The organism is Kineococcus sp. DHX-1, assembly GCF_042473625.1.
Lineage (GTDB): Bacteria > Actinomycetota > Actinomycetes > Actinomycetales > Kineococcaceae > Kineococcus.
Genome location: NZ_CP170445.1, coordinates 1253698 through 1268656 on the forward strand (window position 1 = coordinate 1253698; position 14959 = coordinate 1268656).

The following is a 14959-nucleotide window of genomic DNA, read 5'->3' on the forward strand; positions in this document are numbered from 1 at the left end:
GGTAAGCGGTACCGGCGGTCCCTGGTAATCACCTGCCAGGACCACGGCACCCCTCCACCCCACCGGGCGCTTCAGGCAGCGGCGCGGTCGGGTGGGTCGTCTTGCTGCAGGGCGCGGGCGAGTTCTCGGGCCTTGGCGAGGAGTCCGGGGTGGTCGTTGCGTGTCCACGGTCCGGGGTCGGCGAGCCGTCCGAGGTGTCGGTGCAGGGTGCGGGTCTGCGGCAGCCCGTCGTCGGCGAAGCGGGCTTCGAGTCGTCCGGCGTGCAGGGCGCGGTGGTGCCGGCCGCACAGCAGGATGAGGTTGTCGATGCTGGTGGGTCCGCCGTCGGACCAGTGGATGACGTGGTGGTAGTGGCAGGCCCAGGCCGGGGCGCCGCAGCCGGGGGCGGTGCAGCCGCGGTCGCGTTCGGCGACCAGGAGGCGTTGGGCGGTGCTGGCGTGCCGGTCCAGGGTGTGCAGGGAGCGGGGCCGGCCGAGGCGGTCCAGGACCGCGACGGAGGTGTCGGCGTCGCAGGTGGCGGCGCGGACGGTCGCGTCGTTGACGGGGCCGTGCCCGTCGACGGTGGCGGTGGTGGTGTCGATGGTGCCGTCGTGGGTGAGGGTGGCGCGCAGGACGACGGTGGCCTTGTGGGTGGTGACGGGGTCGATGGCGCTGGCGGGGTGGTGCGCGCCGGTGGTGATGAGGTGCACGAGGCCGTCGTGGCGGCGCTGCATGGTGGAGCGCGTGTCGGGCTCGTTCGCGTTGTCGCTGGTGGTGGGGTCGGGGCGGGAGGCGGCGTCGACGGCGGCGCGGACGATGACGGCGGCGGCCTCGTCGAGGTCGACGGTCATGCGCAGCAGGCCGTGGTGGCGGGTGAAGGTGAGGGCGCGGCGGCTGGTGGTGTCCGGTTCGAGGTCGGGGGTGTGCCGGTCGGATCGGTCGGGGTCGAGGCTGACCAGGACGTCGTCGATGAGTTGTCGGGTGGTGCCCAGGGGCTGGGTGGCGGCGACGGCGCTGAAGAACCCGTCGATGAGATCGGAGCGCTTCTGTTCGGTCCATTCCAGGTGCCCGGACTCGGACGTGACCTGGACCGGGACGGTGCCGCGGCGCAGTGGGGTGGGGATGGACCGCAACGCCGACACCGCGCTGTGGACGTGGGCGAGGGTGGTCTTGCCCGTGGTGAGTTGCGCGCCGAGGCGGGCGAGGGAACCCCGGTCGCCGTGCAGCCCGCCGATGCGCCCGTCCCAGCCTCCGGTCTCGAGGACGTCGGGGTCGGTGTGGCGGGCGGCGGCGACGTCCTTGCGGGCGTGGGTGCGGGAGAGGTTGACCGGGGTGGTGGCGAGCAGGTCGGTGACGGTGCCGTCGGTGGTGCGGTCCAGAGCGGCGCGCACGAGGCGGAGTTTCACGCCGTCGAGACGGTTCCCCAGCCGGTAGGTACTCCGCACCGCGGCGTCGATGTCGTCGCGGTCGAGGGTTCCCAGGGGCAGGGTGAGGAGGTCGTCCAGCGCGGCGTTCAGGCGCGTGAGGGCGTCCTGGGCTGCGTGCTGGGCGGTGGGGGTCACGTGTTCCAGGGTAGTCGAACAAACCCTGTAGGGGTAGGCCTGAAGCGTCGTAACTTCTTGTGCGGCAACGGTTCACACGCTGTCGATTGTGGATGAGAGGTTCTCCACAACGTCACGGTTGCCAAGACCGGCAGCATGGACCGTGTGCATCCGCCGGTGTTGCAGCGCACCCGGGACGGCAGCTGCTGCCACTGTTCGTCGTCGACGGTGCACGATGGAGTTCCGCCAGTGCAGGGATACGCGAACCTCTGCGTCAGGCCATGCTGCTGTGGTGACCTACCGACCGGACCTCGACGTGCCGAGCGGAGCCAAGGGCTGGGCTGACCCGCGGCCGTGGTCGGACGTGGAGGAGGCCGTCTCGACGGCTGGTGTGGATGCTGCTCCAGCAGGTGCCGACGTCCGGTGTGCACGGCTTCACCCTCGCGTACGTGCCCTTCAGCCCGCTGGGAGGCGATGCTGCCGACCTGTCGTGGGAGGTCATCGACGGTCCGGCGGACTCGACCGTGACCAGGAGCGAGCTGGCAGGCCATCCCGCCGGGGCGGTGGAGGAGTTCAGCAGGTCCCTCGCCGAGGGCGCCGAGGGAGGGGTGTCGCTGCCGGTGGGGCTGGCTGCCGACGTCTTCGGCGCCCCTGCGTCCTGGCGGGGGTGGTCGCCGCTGTTGGCCGACGCCTCCCGCCTGTGCTGCCACCTCCCGCGCGATGAGGCCGGCCTGGAGTTGACGGTGCGGCACGACCGCAGGGCGTCGCCCGAGCCCTGGTCCTGGACGGTCTCCATCCCCGTCCCGGGTGTCGAGTTCCCGGCCAGCGGGTGGGTGGCGAACAGCCCGGGGGAGGCGTTGCGGGCAGCGCTGGACGAGGCGGACGTGTGGTTGTGGGGCCAGCCGGCCGGACACCCGCGCATCCCGCCCGCCACCTAGGTCGGGCCGGCTGGGTGTGCCGCCGATCCTGCCGCTCGGACGGCTCCCCGACGGCGGTCTGACACGCGCCGACGCCTGTCAGGCAAACGCCGAACGGCCCGGACCTGGTGGGGTCCGGGCCGTTCGGCGGGGGTTTGAGCTCAGGCGGTGAGCCCGCGGGTCGGGCGGAGCAGCTTGATGAGCAGCAGGATGCTCGCGACGATCGTCATGAAGGCGAGGGAGCGCCAGCCGACGGTCAGCACCACGCGCTGGAACTCGACGCTGGCCTGCGTCAGCCAGTACCACGCACCGACGGAGGAGACGACGACCGAACCGACGATCGTGCCGAGCAGGGCGCCGGCGCCGCCGCCGGAGCGCTTGCCGGCCTCGGCCGCGGCCTGGGCGGCCCAGAGGTCACGGCGGGTGCCGAGCAGGTGCGTCATCCAGGACTTGGCGGTGTTCCAGCCCGAGAACCACAGCCACGCCTCACCCGGCAGCCACAGGGCGGCGAACAGGTAGTCGGCGCCGCGACGGTGGGGGGACAGGTGCGCCATCTTCAGCTGGTAGAGCGCCGCGAGGGCGGTCGGGGTGATCCACCACCAGGACCACACGAACTGGTGGGTGGAGACCGAGGCGGCGAGCAGGGCGACGAAGGCCAGGCGCATGAACACGTTGAGGCCCAGGCCGATGTGCTGCAGCCAGAAGGGCAGCGTGCGCTTGGACAGCGGCATGCTCGTCATGAGCGCGATGAGGCCGGCGTTCCACTTGGCGCGCTGGCCGGACAGGGCACGCACGGTCGGCATCGCGCCGACCTGGGCGCGGGCGGTGGCCGACATGACCGTCGTCCAGCCCATCTCCTGCAGTTCCAGGCCGAGCTGCGCGTCCTCGGTGGCCGTCTCGTTCGTCCAGGGGGCCGCGCGGCGGTGCCGGCGGGTCACCTCGTCGATGGCCGAGAACCGGAACGCGGAGCACTGGCCGCCGACGATGGTGGTGCGGCGGGCGCGCTCGTTGGCGCGGACCTGGAACTGGGTGAAGTCCATCTTCTGCGCGCGGACGAGCTGGCGGTTGAACCAGCCGCCCTGGCCCTCGGCGAAGTGGTACTTGGCCGACACGGCCGCCGCGCTGGGCGTCTTGAGGAGCTCGGCCTCGAGGTCGGCGAGGCAGTCGGGGTCCAGGACGACGTCGGCGTCCATGCTGACCATGACGTCGAAGGCGCCGCCGGCGAGGAACTCGGCGTACCCGGTGGCCAGGGCCCCGACCTTGGCGTCGGTGTTCCCGGAGGTCTCGATGACCTTGATGCCCTTGTAGCGGCGGGCGATCTTCACCGTGTCGTCGGTGCAGTTGTCCGCGATGACGACGATGAGGTCGGGGGTGCGGGTCTGCGCCACGAGCGAGTCGAGGCACGCCTCGATGTCGGACTCCTCGTTGTGGGCCGGCAGCAGGACGGCCATCTTCGCGACGCGGCGGGTCGCGGGGCGGTAGCGCAGCCGGTGGATCGTGACCTCGAGCGCGCGGCGGGCGGTGACGGCCGTGTCGGCCAGGCGCTCGGCGAGGCCGGAGCGGGGGGCGGGGACGGACGTCCGGGGCAGGACGGTCCCCTCGACGATGCGGGGCTCGGGCTGGACGAGGAGCGGGGCGAGGTCTTGCACGGCCATGGGGGCTGCCTCCGTGGGCGGGGCTCAGGGCTTCGGGCTCAGGGCTGGGGCTGCGTGGTGCGGTGGGGCTCGTCAGTGACGTTAGGTAGCCGATTGCTCCTTCAACAGCTCCGTTCCGCCGCTAGGGGTAACGCTGCGCTCACCTACCGACCGTGTGGACCCGTCTCCGTCACTCCCGGTGACGAGTGCTCGCGGTCGTCGACACCCGATGTCACACACCGTCGTCGCCGGTGACGGGAGCGCGAGGGGCGCGGGCGAACGGGGAAGACCGGCGGGCCGGCGCCGGTTAGGATGGGCGCACAGGCGTCGATCCGGCCATCACCGGTGAGCCTCCGGAAGAACGGGTGCCCCCGGGCACCTCACTAGAACCGGACGGGTGCGGCCCGTGACAGCCGGACGAGAGCGGTCGTCCCGTTCTTCCCGCAGGGGAGGGCGTGGGCGGCAAGCGGGGTGGTACCGCGGCACCGCCGGCCCCGGCGGGCGTCGTCCTCGCGGCTGGAGCACTTCAGTCGAGGAGACACGGTGTCCGAGGACGTGACGGAAGCCCCCCAGGCCGGCGAAGCGCAGAGCGCGCCGAGCTTCCCCGACATCGAGCGCGCAGTCCTGGACTCCTGGCGCGCCGACGACACGTTCCGCGCCAGCGTCGAGGCCCGCACGGGCTCCGCGGCCGGGGAGTTCGTCTTCTACGACGGCCCGCCCTTCGCCAACGGCCTGCCGCACTACGGCCACCTGCTGACCGGTTACGTCAAGGACCTCGTGCCGCGCTACAAGACCATGCGCGGGCACCAGGTCGAGCGCCGCTTCGGCTGGGACACCCACGGCCTGCCCGCCGAGGTCGAGGCCGAGAAGCAGCTGGGCATCACGCACAAGTCGCAGATCGACGAGCTCGGCGTCGCGGCGTTCAACGACGCCTGCCGCACCTCCGTGCTGAAGTACACGAAGGAGTGGGAGGAGTACGTCACCCGCCAGGCGCGCTGGGTGGACTTCGAGAACGACTACAAGACCCTCGACACCGACTACATGGAGTCGGTCATGTGGGCCTTCAAGACGTTGTGGGACAAGGGGCTCGTCTACGAGGGGTTCCGCGTCCTGGCCTACTGCTGGCGCTGCGAGACGCCGCTGAGCAACTCCGAGACGCGCCTGGACGACGTCTACCGCAACCGGCAGGACCCCGCGGTGACCGTCGGTTTCCGGTTCACCGACGAGGGCGACGACCTCGACGGCGTGCTGGGCCTGATCTGGACCACGACGCCGTGGACGCTGCCCAGCAACCTCGCGATGGCCGTCCACCCGGACCTGGAGTACGTCGTCGTCACGGGGACCGGCGACCACGAGGGACGTACGTTCCTGCTCGCCGCGGACCGGCTGCCCCACTACGCCCGCGAACTGGGCGAGGACGCCGCCGACCGCGTCGTGGCGCGCAAGCGCGGCGCCGACCTGCTCGGCCGGCGCTACGTCCCGCCCTTCGACTACTTCGAGGGCCGCGAGAACGCCCACCAGGTCCTGGCCGCCGACTACGTCACGACCGACTCCGGCACGGGGATGGTGCACATCGCCCCCGCCTTCGGTGAGGACGACAAGCTCGTCACCGACGCGGCCGGGATCGTCCCGGTCGTCCCCGTCGCCTCGAACGGCACGTTCACCAGCGAGGTCCGCGACTTCGCCGGGATGCACGTCTTCGAAGCGAACAAGGAGATCAACCGCACGCTGCGCGACGGCGTCCCGTCCGGGGCGCTGCTGCTGCGGCTGGAGACGTACGACCACTCCTACCCGCACTGCTGGCGCTGCGGCAACGCGCTCATCTACCGCGCCGTGTCGAGCTGGTTCGTCAAGGTCACGGCGATCCGCGACCGCATGGTCGAGCTGAACGAGCAGATCACCTGGGTTCCCGAGCACGTCCGGCACGGCTCGTTCGGCAAGTGGCTGGAGGGGGCGCGCGACTGGTCGATCAGCCGCAACCGCTACTGGGGCAGCCCGATCCCGGTGTGGACGTCGGACGACCCGAACTACCCGCGGGTCGACGTGTACGGATCGCTGGACGACCTCGAACGCGACTTCGGCGTGCGGCCGACCGACCTGCACCGCCCCCACGTCGACGAGCTGACGCGGCCCAACCCCGACGACCCGACGGGGCGCTCGACCATGCGCCGCGTCCCGGAGGTCCTCGACTGCTGGTTCGAGTCCGGGTCGATGCCGTTCGCGCAGGTGCACTACCCGTTCGAGAACACCGACTGGTTCGAGAGCCACTACCCGGGCGACTTCATCGTCGAGTACATCGGGCAGACGCGCGGCTGGTTCTACACCCTGCACGTCCTGGCCACGGCGCTCTTCGACCGGCCCGCGTTCCGCACGTGCGTCTCGCACGGGATCCTGCTCGGCGACGACGGCCGCAAGATGAGCAAGTCGCTGCGCAACTACCCGGACGTGTCCGAGGTGCTCGACCGCGACGGCTCCGACGCCATGCGGTGGTTCCTCATGAGTTCCCCCGTGCTGCGCGGTGGGAACCTCATCGTCACCGAGCAGGGCATCCGCGACTCGGTGCGCCAGGTGCTGCTGCCGCTGTGGAACACTTTCCAGTTCTTCCAGCTGTACTCGGGCACCTCCAGCCACACCCCGCGCTGGCGCACGACGTCGACCGACGTCCTGGACCGGTACGTGCTGGCCAAGCTGCACGACACCGTCGCGCAGGTGACGGAGCAGCTCGACGTGTACGACATCGCCGGGGCGTGCGAGACGTCGCGGCAGTTCCTGGACTCCCTCACGAACTGGTACGTCCGCCGTTCCCGGGCGGCGTTCTGGGACGGGGAGTCCGAGCGCGCCCGCGACGCCTTCGACACCCTCCACACGGTGCTCGAGACGACGACGCGGATGCTCGCGCCGCTGCTCCCGCTGTTCTCCGAGGAGATCTGGCGGACGCTGACGGGTGGTCGCTCGGTGCACCTCACCGACTGGCCGGACCCGCTGGACCTGCCGAGCGACCCGGCCCTCGTCTCCGCCATGGACGAGGTGCGGGCGACGTGCTCCAGCGCGCTGGCGCTGCGCAAGGCGCACGGCCTGCGCGTCCGGCTGCCGCTGGACAAGCTCGAGGTCCTCGTCGCCGACCCGGCGGCGCTGGAACCCTTCGCCCAGCTCGTCGCGGACGAGGTGAACGTGCGGCAGGTCGCGCTCGCACCGATCGATCGCGCCACCGAGTACGGCGTCGTCGCCAAGCTGACCGTCAACGCCCGTGCGGCCGGCCCGCGCCTGGGCAAGCAGGTTCAGCAGGCGATCAAGGGGTCCAAGAGCGGTGACTGGACCGAACGACCCGACGGCACCGTCGTGGCGGGCGGGATCGAACTCGTCGAGGGCGAGTACGAACTGACGACGACGGTCGAGGGCGCCGACACCGGCGTCTCGACGTCGGCGCTCGAGGGCGGGGGTTTCGTCGTCCTCGACACCACGGTGACGCCGGAGCTGGCGGCCGAGGGGATCGCGCGCGACGTGGTCCGCCTCGTCCAGCAGGCCCGCCGCGACGCGGGGCTGCACGTCAGCGACCGCATCCGGTTGACCGTGGCCGCGGACGGTCCCGTCTGGGAGGCGCTCGTGACCCACCAGAACCTCGTCGTGACCGAGACGCTGGCCCAGCAGTTCGGGTCGAGCGGCTCGGCGTCGGCGATCAGCACGGAGGAGGCGACGCTCGTGGGAACGGTCGAGGGGCACGAGGTCCGCATCGCGGTGCAGCGCGCCGACGAGGTCGGGGGGCAGCGGTGAACGTGCCGGGACACGGCGACGACCGGGGCGACGACGGGGACCGCGAGCTCGAGGAGCTCATGGGTCCTCTCGGCGACGGCACCGACGACACGGGGGAGGCGTTCGGGACCGACGGGATGCGGCGCGGACGGGTCCCGCAGGACCACCGGTCCCCGCGGGTCAGCACCGAGGGTCGCCTGCTCCCGGCGGGGCCTGTCGAGGAGGAGGACGACCGGTTCGCCGACGTCGTCGCGCAGATCCTCGACCGCAACCCCGAGCACCGGATCCACCCGACCCTGGACCGCGTGCGCGAGGCGTGCGGGCTGCTGGGCGACCCGCAGCTGGCCTACCGCGTCGTGCACCTGGCCGGCACCAACGGGAAGACGTCGACGGCGCGCATGGTGGAGCGGCTGGTCCGCGAGCACGACCTTCGGACAGGCCGGTTCACCAGCCCGCACCTCGTCGACATCACCGAGCGCATCTCGATCGACGGGGAGCCCATCACGCACGCGGCCTTCGTGCGGGCCTGGGACGACGTCGAACCCGTCGTGACGATCGTCGACGAGCGGGCGGCCGAACGCGGGGAACCGCGGCTCAGCTTCTTCGAGGTGCTGACGCTCATGGCGTTCGCGGCCTTCGCGGACACCCCCGTCGACGTCGCCGTCGTCGAGACCGGTCTCGGCGGCACGTGGGACACCACGAACGTCGTGCAGCCCGACGTCGCGGTGGTCACGCCGGTGTCGATGGACCACGAGACGTGGCTCGGTTCGACGCTGGAGGAGATCGCCGGGCAGAAGGCCGGGATCATCAAGCACGGGTCGACCGTCGTGCTGGGCAAGCAGGAGGAGGAGGCCGGCGCGGTGCTGCTGGCCAAGGCCGCCGCCGAACGCGTCACCGTCGTGCGGGAGGGGTTCGACTTCGGGGTCGAGGAGCGGGCGCTGGCCGTCGGCGGCCAGCAGGTCTCGCTGCGCACGCGCGGCGGGCTGTACTCCGACGTGTTCCTGCCCCTGCACGGCGCCCACCAGGCCGAGAACGCCGCCGTGGCGCTCTCGACGGCCGAGGCCCTGCTCGCCCTTCCGGGCGGGACGTTGTCGCCCGGGCTGGTCGAGGCCGCGTTCGCCGACGCCTCCTCGCCGGGACGCCTGGAGGTGCTGCGCACGTCGCCGCTGATCCTGGCCGACGCGGCGCACAACCCGGCCGGGGCGCAGGCCCTGGCCGCGGCGATCGCCGAGGCGTTCACGCTGAGCCGTCTCGTCGGGGTCGTGGCCGTCATGGCGGACAAGGACGTCGAGGGGGTGCTGCAGGCCCTCGAGCCGGTCCTCGCCGAGGTGGTCGTCACCCGCTCGAGCTCCACGCGCGGCATGGAGCCGTCCGAGCTGGCCGAACTCGCCGAGGACGTCTTCGGCGAGGACCGCGTCCACGTCGTCGAACGGCTGGACGAGGCCATCGCCACCGCCGTCGACCTCGCGGAAGCCGAGGCGGGCGCGGGCGGCGGCATCGGGGGGTCCGGCGCCGGGGTCGTCGTGGCCGGGTCGGTCGTCCTCGCCGGCGACGCGCGCGCGTTGCTGGGGAAGGGGAAGCAGTGAGGAACCCCAAGCGGCTCATGGCCGCGACGACCCTCGGCAGCGAGGCGCTCATCGTGTTCTTCGCGACATTGGTGGCCTACGGGCTCGTGCCGATGGAGCAGCGCAGCTCGACGTACCTCGTCGTCGGGGGCGTGCTCGTGCTCCTGTGCTTGCTGGCGGCGGGGATGCTGCGGCGCCGCGGCGGCTACGCGCTGGGGTGGGTCCTCCAGGTGGTCATCATCGCCGGGGGTTTCGTGGTGCCGTTGATGTTCGTCGTCGGCGGGGTGTTCGCGGTCATCTGGATCTGCTCGATCGTCATCGGCAACCGGATCGAGCGCGAGCAGGCGGAGGTGGCGCGGAGGATGGCCCGGGAGTGATCGTCCGGGACGTGGTGGCCGACGACGCGCTCGCGGTCGCCGAGTTCCAGACGCGGACGTGGGACGAGTGCTACGCGGGGCTCGTCCCGGACGCGTTCCTGCGGGCGCAGCGCGTCCCCGAGCGGCTGGTGCGGTGGACGGAGACGCTCCGGACGGGCGCACGGGGGTGCGCGCTGGCGGAGGAACCCGGGTCGGGGGCCGTCGCCGGCGTCGTGAGCTGGATCCCCGGGGATCCGCGCTGGGAGCTGCGCAGCCTCTACGTGGCGGCCCACCACCGCGGCACGGGTCTCGGGGACGAGCTGCTGCTGCGCGCGGTCGGTGATCGACCGGCGGAGTTGTGGGTGTTCCGCGACAACCTCCGGGCCCGCAGGTTCTACGCTCGGCACGGGTTCACCGTCGTCCCCGGCAGCGACCAGCTCGACGCCGCGACGGGTGTTCCCGAGGTCCGGATGTCCCGGTCCTGACGACGTCCTGGAGGTACCCGCCGTGCGCATCGCCGTCGACCCCACCGCGGCCCAGCCCGCCGAACTGCTCGACCACGACGTCTTCACCTCGTTCGACGTGACCGTTCCCTCGGGGACGTCCGTCAGCGACCTGTCCGCCGTCCTGGGATCGGTGGGGGAGCTCGACGCCGCGGGTGACGACGTCGCCGACGCGCACGTCCGCGTCTTCGTCTCCTGGTTGCGGGAGACCGCGCACGCCGAGGGCGCCGACGCGGGGTGGGACGAGCAGTTCGAGGGGATGCTCGCCTACGCCGAGCAGCAGGGTTGGGTCGCCGGGAACCAGTCTGAGGGCACCGACGGGCGCACCGTCCGAGCGCACGTCGTCGTGGAGTGAGGGTCCTCAGCGCAGGACGGGGAACGCCTCGCGCAGTCCGGGGTGGCGTCCGGCCTCCGCGTCGCTGAGCGCGACCCGTCCGGTCCCGGCGAGGACGACGGTGGCGTCGTCCCAGTCCTCGGGGACCGCCGCTTCCGTGAGGTCCTCGACCGTCCGCCGGGCCAGGCGGAGTGCGCTCGCCGCGGGCGGGTCCGCGATGAGCTCGAGGTCGAGGTGGTGGACGGCGAGCTCGACGGCCCAGCTGCCGAGGAAGTCGCCGGTCGAGAACGTCATGTCCTGGAAGGTGATCCGTCCCTCGGACGCCCGTTCCACCCCACGGGCCAGCCCGCGGACGGTGCCGGCCACGTGGGCCGTGAGGGCGGTCGGACGTGGGTAGGCGGCCACCAGACCGGCCAGGAACGCCGATCCGACGGCGGGGTCGGACGCGGCCGGGTACCGCGTCCAGTAGCCCGCCGCGTCCACCGTGACCTCGCCCGGTGCCTCGACCGCGAGCAGGGCGAGGGCGACGTCCTGCAGACCCAGGTGCACGTGCGCGAGCACCTGCCCGCACGTCCAGCCGTCGCAGCGGCTGGGGGCGTCGAGGTCGTCGAACGCCCCCAGGAGCCGCTCCCACTCGGCGAGTTCGTCGAGCAGTGCGTCGCGCCCCTCCGCGTGGTCGAGGTGGAGAGTCACGACGTCGTCACCGCGCCGCCGCCGGCGCGTCCTCGTCCATGTCCTCCAGCTCCCGGCCCTTGGTCTCCCGCACGGCCTTGCGGACGAACACGAACGACAGCAGCGCGATGAGGGCGTAGAGGCCGTAGGCGAACTGGAGCCCGATGCCGGCGAGGGCGGGGAAGCTCGTGGAGATGGCGAAGTTCGCCAGCCACTGCGCGGCGGCCGCGACGGCCAGACCCGCGGCGCGGATCTTGTTCGGAAACATCTCCCCGAGCAGCACCCAGACGACCGGTCCCCACGTCGCCCCGAACGAGATGACGTACACGTTGGCCGCGACGACGGCGATGGGTCCCCACGGGTCGGGCAGGGTCGGGTTCTCGGTCGACCCACCGGCCTGGGAGAACGCGATCGCCATGACGGTGAGCGACACGAACATGCCCGCAGACCCGACGGTCAGGAGCGGTTTGCGGCCGATCTTGTCGACGGTCGCGATGGCGATGAACGTCACGACGACGTTCGTGACGGCCGTGATGACCGACGTCGTGAAGGCGTCCGACTCCTTGAACCCGACGGCCTGCCACAGGGTCGTGGAGTAGTAGAAGATGACGTTGATGCCGACGCCCTGCTGCAGGACGGAGAGCAGGATGCCGACCCAGACGACGGGCAGCAGGCCCAACTTCGGGCCCTTGAGGTCGCGCAGGCTGGGGTCGTGCTCCCGGCGCATCGAGTTCTTGATCTCGGCGACCTTGCGCTGCACCGCGTCCATGCTGCGGGTGCCGAGGACCTCACGCAGGACCTCGCCGGCCCGCTGGGTCTCACCCTTGGCGATGAGGTAGCGCGGGGACTCCGGGACCTGCAGGGCCAGGAAGGCCCAGATGACGGAGGGAACGACGCCGACGAGGAACATCCACCGCCACGCCTCCCAGCCCAGCCACGTCGTGTTCTCGGCGGACCCGGCCGTGTTGGCGATGAAGGCGTCCGAGAGGAGGGCGGCGAAGATGCCGACGGTGATGGCGAGCTGCTGCAGCGAGGCGAGCCGGCCGCGGATGTGCGCAGGCGCGACCTCGGCGATGTAGGTCGGGGCGATGACGGAGGCCACACCGACACCGACGCCGCCGACGACGCGCCACAGGATGAGGTCCCAGACGGCGAAGGCGAACGCGGATCCGACCGCGCCGATGGCGAACAGCAGGCCGCCGACGACCATGACGGACTTGCGGCCGAACCGGTCGGCGATGCGCCCGGCGAACCAGGCGCCGACGGCCGCGCCGAGGAGGGCGCAGGACACGGCGAACCCGGACAGTCCGTCCGACAGCGAGAACTGGTTGGTCACGGCCTTGACGGCCCCGTTGATCACGGAGGTGTCGAACCCGAAGAGGAACCCGCCGATGGCGGCCACGACCGAGATCATCACCACCTTCGTCGTGGTGTGCTTCTCGTCGTCGACGTTGACGTCGCGCCCTGGCGCGCTCTCCGAACTCATGCGGTTCTCCCTCGGTGCACGGAACCCCGAGCCCGGAGCCCGCCCACGATGGTCCGCCCAGGACACGATCTCCGCACCCCGAACCCCCACAGCCGCCGCCCAGCCCGCGTGGAAAACACTCTTTCCGCCCTTCCAGGCGACTCTCCGGGGCCGGGAGCACACCTTCCGCCCCGACGCGGCGGGCTGCCAGGGTGTCGCCATGGGCGGCGACGTGGTGGTGCGACGGGCGGACGTGGCCGACGTGGGTGAGGTGGCGCGGCTCTTCGCCGGCTACCTCGAGTTCTATGAGTGCCCCCGCCCACCCGCCGAGGTGTCCGCGTACCTGACGGCGCGCTTCGCGAACGGCGAGAGCGTCGTCCTGCTCGCCGCGGTCGGGGGGCGGGTCGTCGGGTTCGCGCAGTGCTACCCGACGTGGGCCTCGCTGGAGCTGGCTCCCGCCTGGGTCCTGTACGACCTCTTCGTCGACCCGTCCGCCCGGGGTCTGGGCGTCGGGCGGGCGCTGCTGCGTGCGGTCGCCGACCACGCGCGCGCGGCGGGCGCGACGACCGCCGTCCTGGAGACGGCGCACACCAACACCACCGCGCAGGCCCTCTACGAGAGCGAGGGCTGGGTGCTCGACACCACCTACCGGACGTACGCCCTGACGCTCTGATCCACCGGGCCACCGGAGGGCGGAAGGTGTTTTTTCCGCCGTCGGAGGGCGGGCGGGAAGGGCGGAGGGAGTGCTTTCCACGCGGGACGGGCTGGCCGGGGGAGGGGCTCAGGCGTCCTCACCGCGCGCGGTGGCGAGGTCGTGCGCGGCGATGTCGACGGCCTCCTCGGCGCGACGGGCGGCGTCGACGAGGCCGGCCAGCGCGGAGCCGTCGGGCAGGCGGGCCGTCCGTCCGGCGTAGGCCTTCGACAACGACTTCGCCTCGGCGGCGAGCTCGGCGAGGACCTGCGCGGCTTCCTCACGGGCGGCGCGCAGCGCCTCTTCCTGGGCGGCGGTGTCCTCGCGGTCGTGACGCCCCCCGACATCCTGGCGCACCCCGCACACGAGGTGTCCGATGCGTGCAAGACGGGAGGCGCCCGGTCACGGGACCCTCGGACGCATGACCGAACCCACGCCCCAGCCCTCGCCCCGCCTCGACCTCGTCGGCCTCGTCGTCGCCGACATGGCCGCCTCGCTGGCCTTCTACCGCCGCCTCGGCCTCGACCTGCCCACCGACGGCGACGGGGCCCCGCACGTCGAGACGACGCTGCCCGGCGGCCTGCGCCTGGCGTGGGACACCGAGGAGACCATCCGGTCCTTCGATCCCTCGTACACGCGGGAGGCCGCCGGCAACCGGACCAGCCTCGCCTTCCTCTGCGCGAGCCCGGCGCACGTCGACGCGCTCTTCGCCGAGCTGACGCACGCCGGCGCGCCCGTCCACCTCGCGCCGTTCGGCGCGGTCTGGGGGCAGCGCTACGCGACGGTGCTCGACCCCGACGGCGGTGCCGTCGACCTCTTCGCGCCGCTGCCGGGTTGAAGCGCGCCGGGGGTCGTCCCGCCGAACCGGCGCACCTCCCGCGTCAGGTGCGCCTGGTCGGTGAAGCCGAGCCCGGCGGCCACCTCGACGGGCGGGTGACCCGCCCGCAACGACGCCAGGGCCCGCCGGAAGCGCAGGACGCGCGCGAGGAGCTGGGGCGAGTAGCCGAACGCGGCCAGGCTGCGGCGGTGCAACGTCCGTTCGCTGACGTCGAGGTCGGCGGCGACCGCCGCCACGGGACGGCCCGCGATCAGGGCCCGTACGACGTGGTCCAGGGCCGGGTCGGCGGCGGGCCCGCCCCCGGCGACGGCCTCCAGGACGGTCCCCGGGGCGGCGCTCGCGGCCACCCTCGCGGTGAGCGGCCGGACGCGGGCCGCGCCCCAGAGGTCGGCCAGGTCGACGCGGCGGTCGCGCAGCTCCTCCGCCCGCACGCCCAGGACCGCAGGTGCGTGGCCGGGGGACAGGCGCAGTCCCGTCCACCGGACCCCCGGCCGGCCCTCCGCGGGCTGCGGGACGGTGTCGGGCCCGGCGACGAGCAGCCGTCCGGTGTCGCTGCGCCACAGCAGGTCCATGCACCCGTCCGGCAGCACCTGACCCGTGGGCGCGCCGGCCGACGCGCTGGTCCAGACGACGGCGCCCGGCACCGACGACGCGCGCTCGCGGTAGCCCGTCCGGTCCACGCCCCCAGTCCACACCCAGGAGCGGCGGCCCGTC

14 protein-coding genes are annotated in these 14959 nt (G+C 72.5%); 8 read left to right on the plus strand and 6 right to left on the minus strand.

Going from position 1 to position 14959, the window contains the following annotated elements:
- Window positions 1-71: 71 nt before the first annotated feature.
- A complete protein-coding gene (locus ACFEMC_RS06105; protein WP_380174548.1) occupies window positions 72-1541 on the minus strand; it encodes a DUF222 domain-containing protein in 1470 nt (489 codons plus the stop codon).
- Between the two features lie 374 nt (window positions 1542-1915).
- Between ACFEMC_RS06105 and ACFEMC_RS06110 the strand changes: the two genes are divergently transcribed.
- Window positions 1916-2458, plus strand: a complete 543-nt coding sequence (locus ACFEMC_RS06110) for a hypothetical protein (RefSeq protein WP_380174550.1) — start codon at window positions 1916-1918, stop codon at window positions 2456-2458.
- A 140-nt stretch (window positions 2459-2598) separates the two neighbouring features.
- On the opposite strand, the gene ACFEMC_RS06115 is transcribed toward ACFEMC_RS06110, so the two are convergent.
- Window positions 2599-4092, minus strand: a complete 1494-nt coding sequence (locus ACFEMC_RS06115; protein ID WP_380174552.1) for a glycosyltransferase family 2 protein — start codon at window positions 4090-4092, stop codon at window positions 2599-2601.
- A 522-nt stretch (window positions 4093-4614) separates the two neighbouring features.
- On the opposite strand from ACFEMC_RS06115, the gene ileS reads away from it, so the two are divergent.
- From ileS to ACFEMC_RS06140, 5 genes are read left to right on the plus strand one after another with little or no spacing between them, the layout of a single operon-like run.
- Window positions 4615-7842, plus strand: coding sequence for an isoleucine--tRNA ligase (ileS, locus tag ACFEMC_RS06120; protein WP_380174554.1), 3228 nt, complete (start codon window positions 4615-4617; stop codon window positions 7840-7842).
- Between the two features lie 59 nt (window positions 7843-7901).
- Entirely contained in the window at window positions 7902-9407 is a 1506-nt protein-coding gene (locus ACFEMC_RS06125; RefSeq protein ID WP_380176628.1) for a bifunctional folylpolyglutamate synthase/dihydrofolate synthase, read from the plus strand.
- Window positions 9404-9763 carry a DUF4233 domain-containing protein gene (locus tag ACFEMC_RS06130; protein ID WP_367635733.1) on the plus strand — a complete coding sequence of 120 codons (360 nt, stop codon included), beginning with the start codon at window positions 9404-9406 and terminating at the stop codon, window positions 9761-9763. The genes ACFEMC_RS06125 and ACFEMC_RS06130 overlap by 4 nt, the downstream gene beginning before the upstream one ends.
- Window positions 9760-10227 (plus strand): GNAT family N-acetyltransferase, encoded by a 468-nt coding sequence (locus ACFEMC_RS06135; protein ID WP_380174557.1) that lies wholly within the window; start codon window positions 9760-9762, stop codon window positions 10225-10227. Before ACFEMC_RS06130 ends, ACFEMC_RS06135 begins: the two co-directional genes overlap by 4 nt.
- Before the next feature lie 22 nt (window positions 10228-10249).
- A complete protein-coding gene (locus ACFEMC_RS06140) occupies window positions 10250-10600 on the plus strand; it encodes a hypothetical protein (RefSeq protein WP_380174559.1) in 351 nt (116 codons plus the stop codon).
- 6 nt (window positions 10601-10606) lie between these two features.
- Here ACFEMC_RS06140 and ACFEMC_RS06145 read toward each other — a convergent pair whose 3' ends face one another.
- Both ACFEMC_RS06145 and ACFEMC_RS06150 read right to left on the minus strand, forming a co-directional pair.
- Window positions 10607-11272, minus strand: a complete 666-nt coding sequence (locus tag ACFEMC_RS06145) for a maleylpyruvate isomerase N-terminal domain-containing protein (protein ID WP_380174560.1) — start codon at window positions 11270-11272, stop codon at window positions 10607-10609.
- 7 nt (window positions 11273-11279) lie between these two features.
- Complete coding sequence (locus ACFEMC_RS06150; RefSeq protein WP_380174562.1) at window positions 11280-12737, minus strand: sugar porter family MFS transporter; 1458 nt, start codon at window positions 12735-12737, stop codon at window positions 11280-11282.
- Window positions 12738-12936: 199 nt separating this feature from the next.
- Here ACFEMC_RS06150 and ACFEMC_RS06155 point away from each other — a divergent pair, with 199 nt between their 5' ends.
- Window positions 12937-13389 carry a GNAT family N-acetyltransferase gene (locus tag ACFEMC_RS06155; protein ID WP_380174563.1) on the plus strand — a complete coding sequence of 151 codons (453 nt, stop codon included), beginning with the start codon at window positions 12937-12939 and terminating at the stop codon, window positions 13387-13389.
- Between the two features lie 108 nt (window positions 13390-13497).
- Here the strand turns inward: ACFEMC_RS06155 and ACFEMC_RS06160 are convergent, their stop codons facing one another.
- Window positions 13498-13764 carry a hypothetical protein gene (locus ACFEMC_RS06160; RefSeq protein ID WP_380174565.1) on the minus strand — a complete coding sequence of 89 codons (267 nt, stop codon included), beginning with the start codon at window positions 13762-13764 and terminating at the stop codon, window positions 13498-13500.
- Window positions 13765-13828: 64 nt separating this feature from the next.
- Here ACFEMC_RS06160 and ACFEMC_RS06165 point away from each other — a divergent pair, with 64 nt between their 5' ends.
- Window positions 13829-14245 carry a VOC family protein gene (locus ACFEMC_RS06165; RefSeq protein ID WP_380174567.1) on the plus strand — a complete coding sequence of 139 codons (417 nt, stop codon included), beginning with the start codon at window positions 13829-13831 and terminating at the stop codon, window positions 14243-14245.
- Here ACFEMC_RS06165 and ACFEMC_RS06170 read toward each other — a convergent pair.
- Entirely contained in the window at window positions 14182-14925 is a 744-nt protein-coding gene (locus tag ACFEMC_RS06170) for a helix-turn-helix domain-containing protein (RefSeq protein WP_380174569.1), read from the minus strand. The two genes, ACFEMC_RS06165 and ACFEMC_RS06170, sit on opposite strands and share 64 nt — an antisense overlap.
- Between the last annotated feature and the right edge of the window lie 34 nt (window positions 14926-14959).

Bases quoted from the DNA above. Each gene is read 5' to 3' on its own strand.
- ACFEMC_RS06110 (WP_380174550.1), top strand. From the start codon at position 1,916: ATGCTGCTCCAGCAGGTGCCGACGTCCGGTGTGCACGGCTTCACCCTC.
- ACFEMC_RS06115 (WP_380174552.1), bottom strand. From the start codon at position 4,092: ATGGCCGTGCAAGACCTCGCCCCGCTCCTCGTCCAGCCCGAGCCCCGC.
- ACFEMC_RS06125 (WP_380176628.1), top strand. From the start codon at position 7,902: ATGGGTCCTCTCGGCGACGGCACCGACGACACGGGGGAGGCGTTCGGG.
- ACFEMC_RS06150 (WP_380174562.1), bottom strand. From the start codon at position 12,737: ATGAGTTCGGAGAGCGCGCCAGGGCGCGACGTCAACGTCGACGACGAG.
- ACFEMC_RS06155 (WP_380174563.1), top strand. From the start codon at position 12,937: ATGGGCGGCGACGTGGTGGTGCGACGGGCGGACGTGGCCGACGTGGGT.
- ACFEMC_RS06165 (WP_380174567.1), top strand. From the start codon at position 13,829: ATGACCGAACCCACGCCCCAGCCCTCGCCCCGCCTCGACCTCGTCGGC.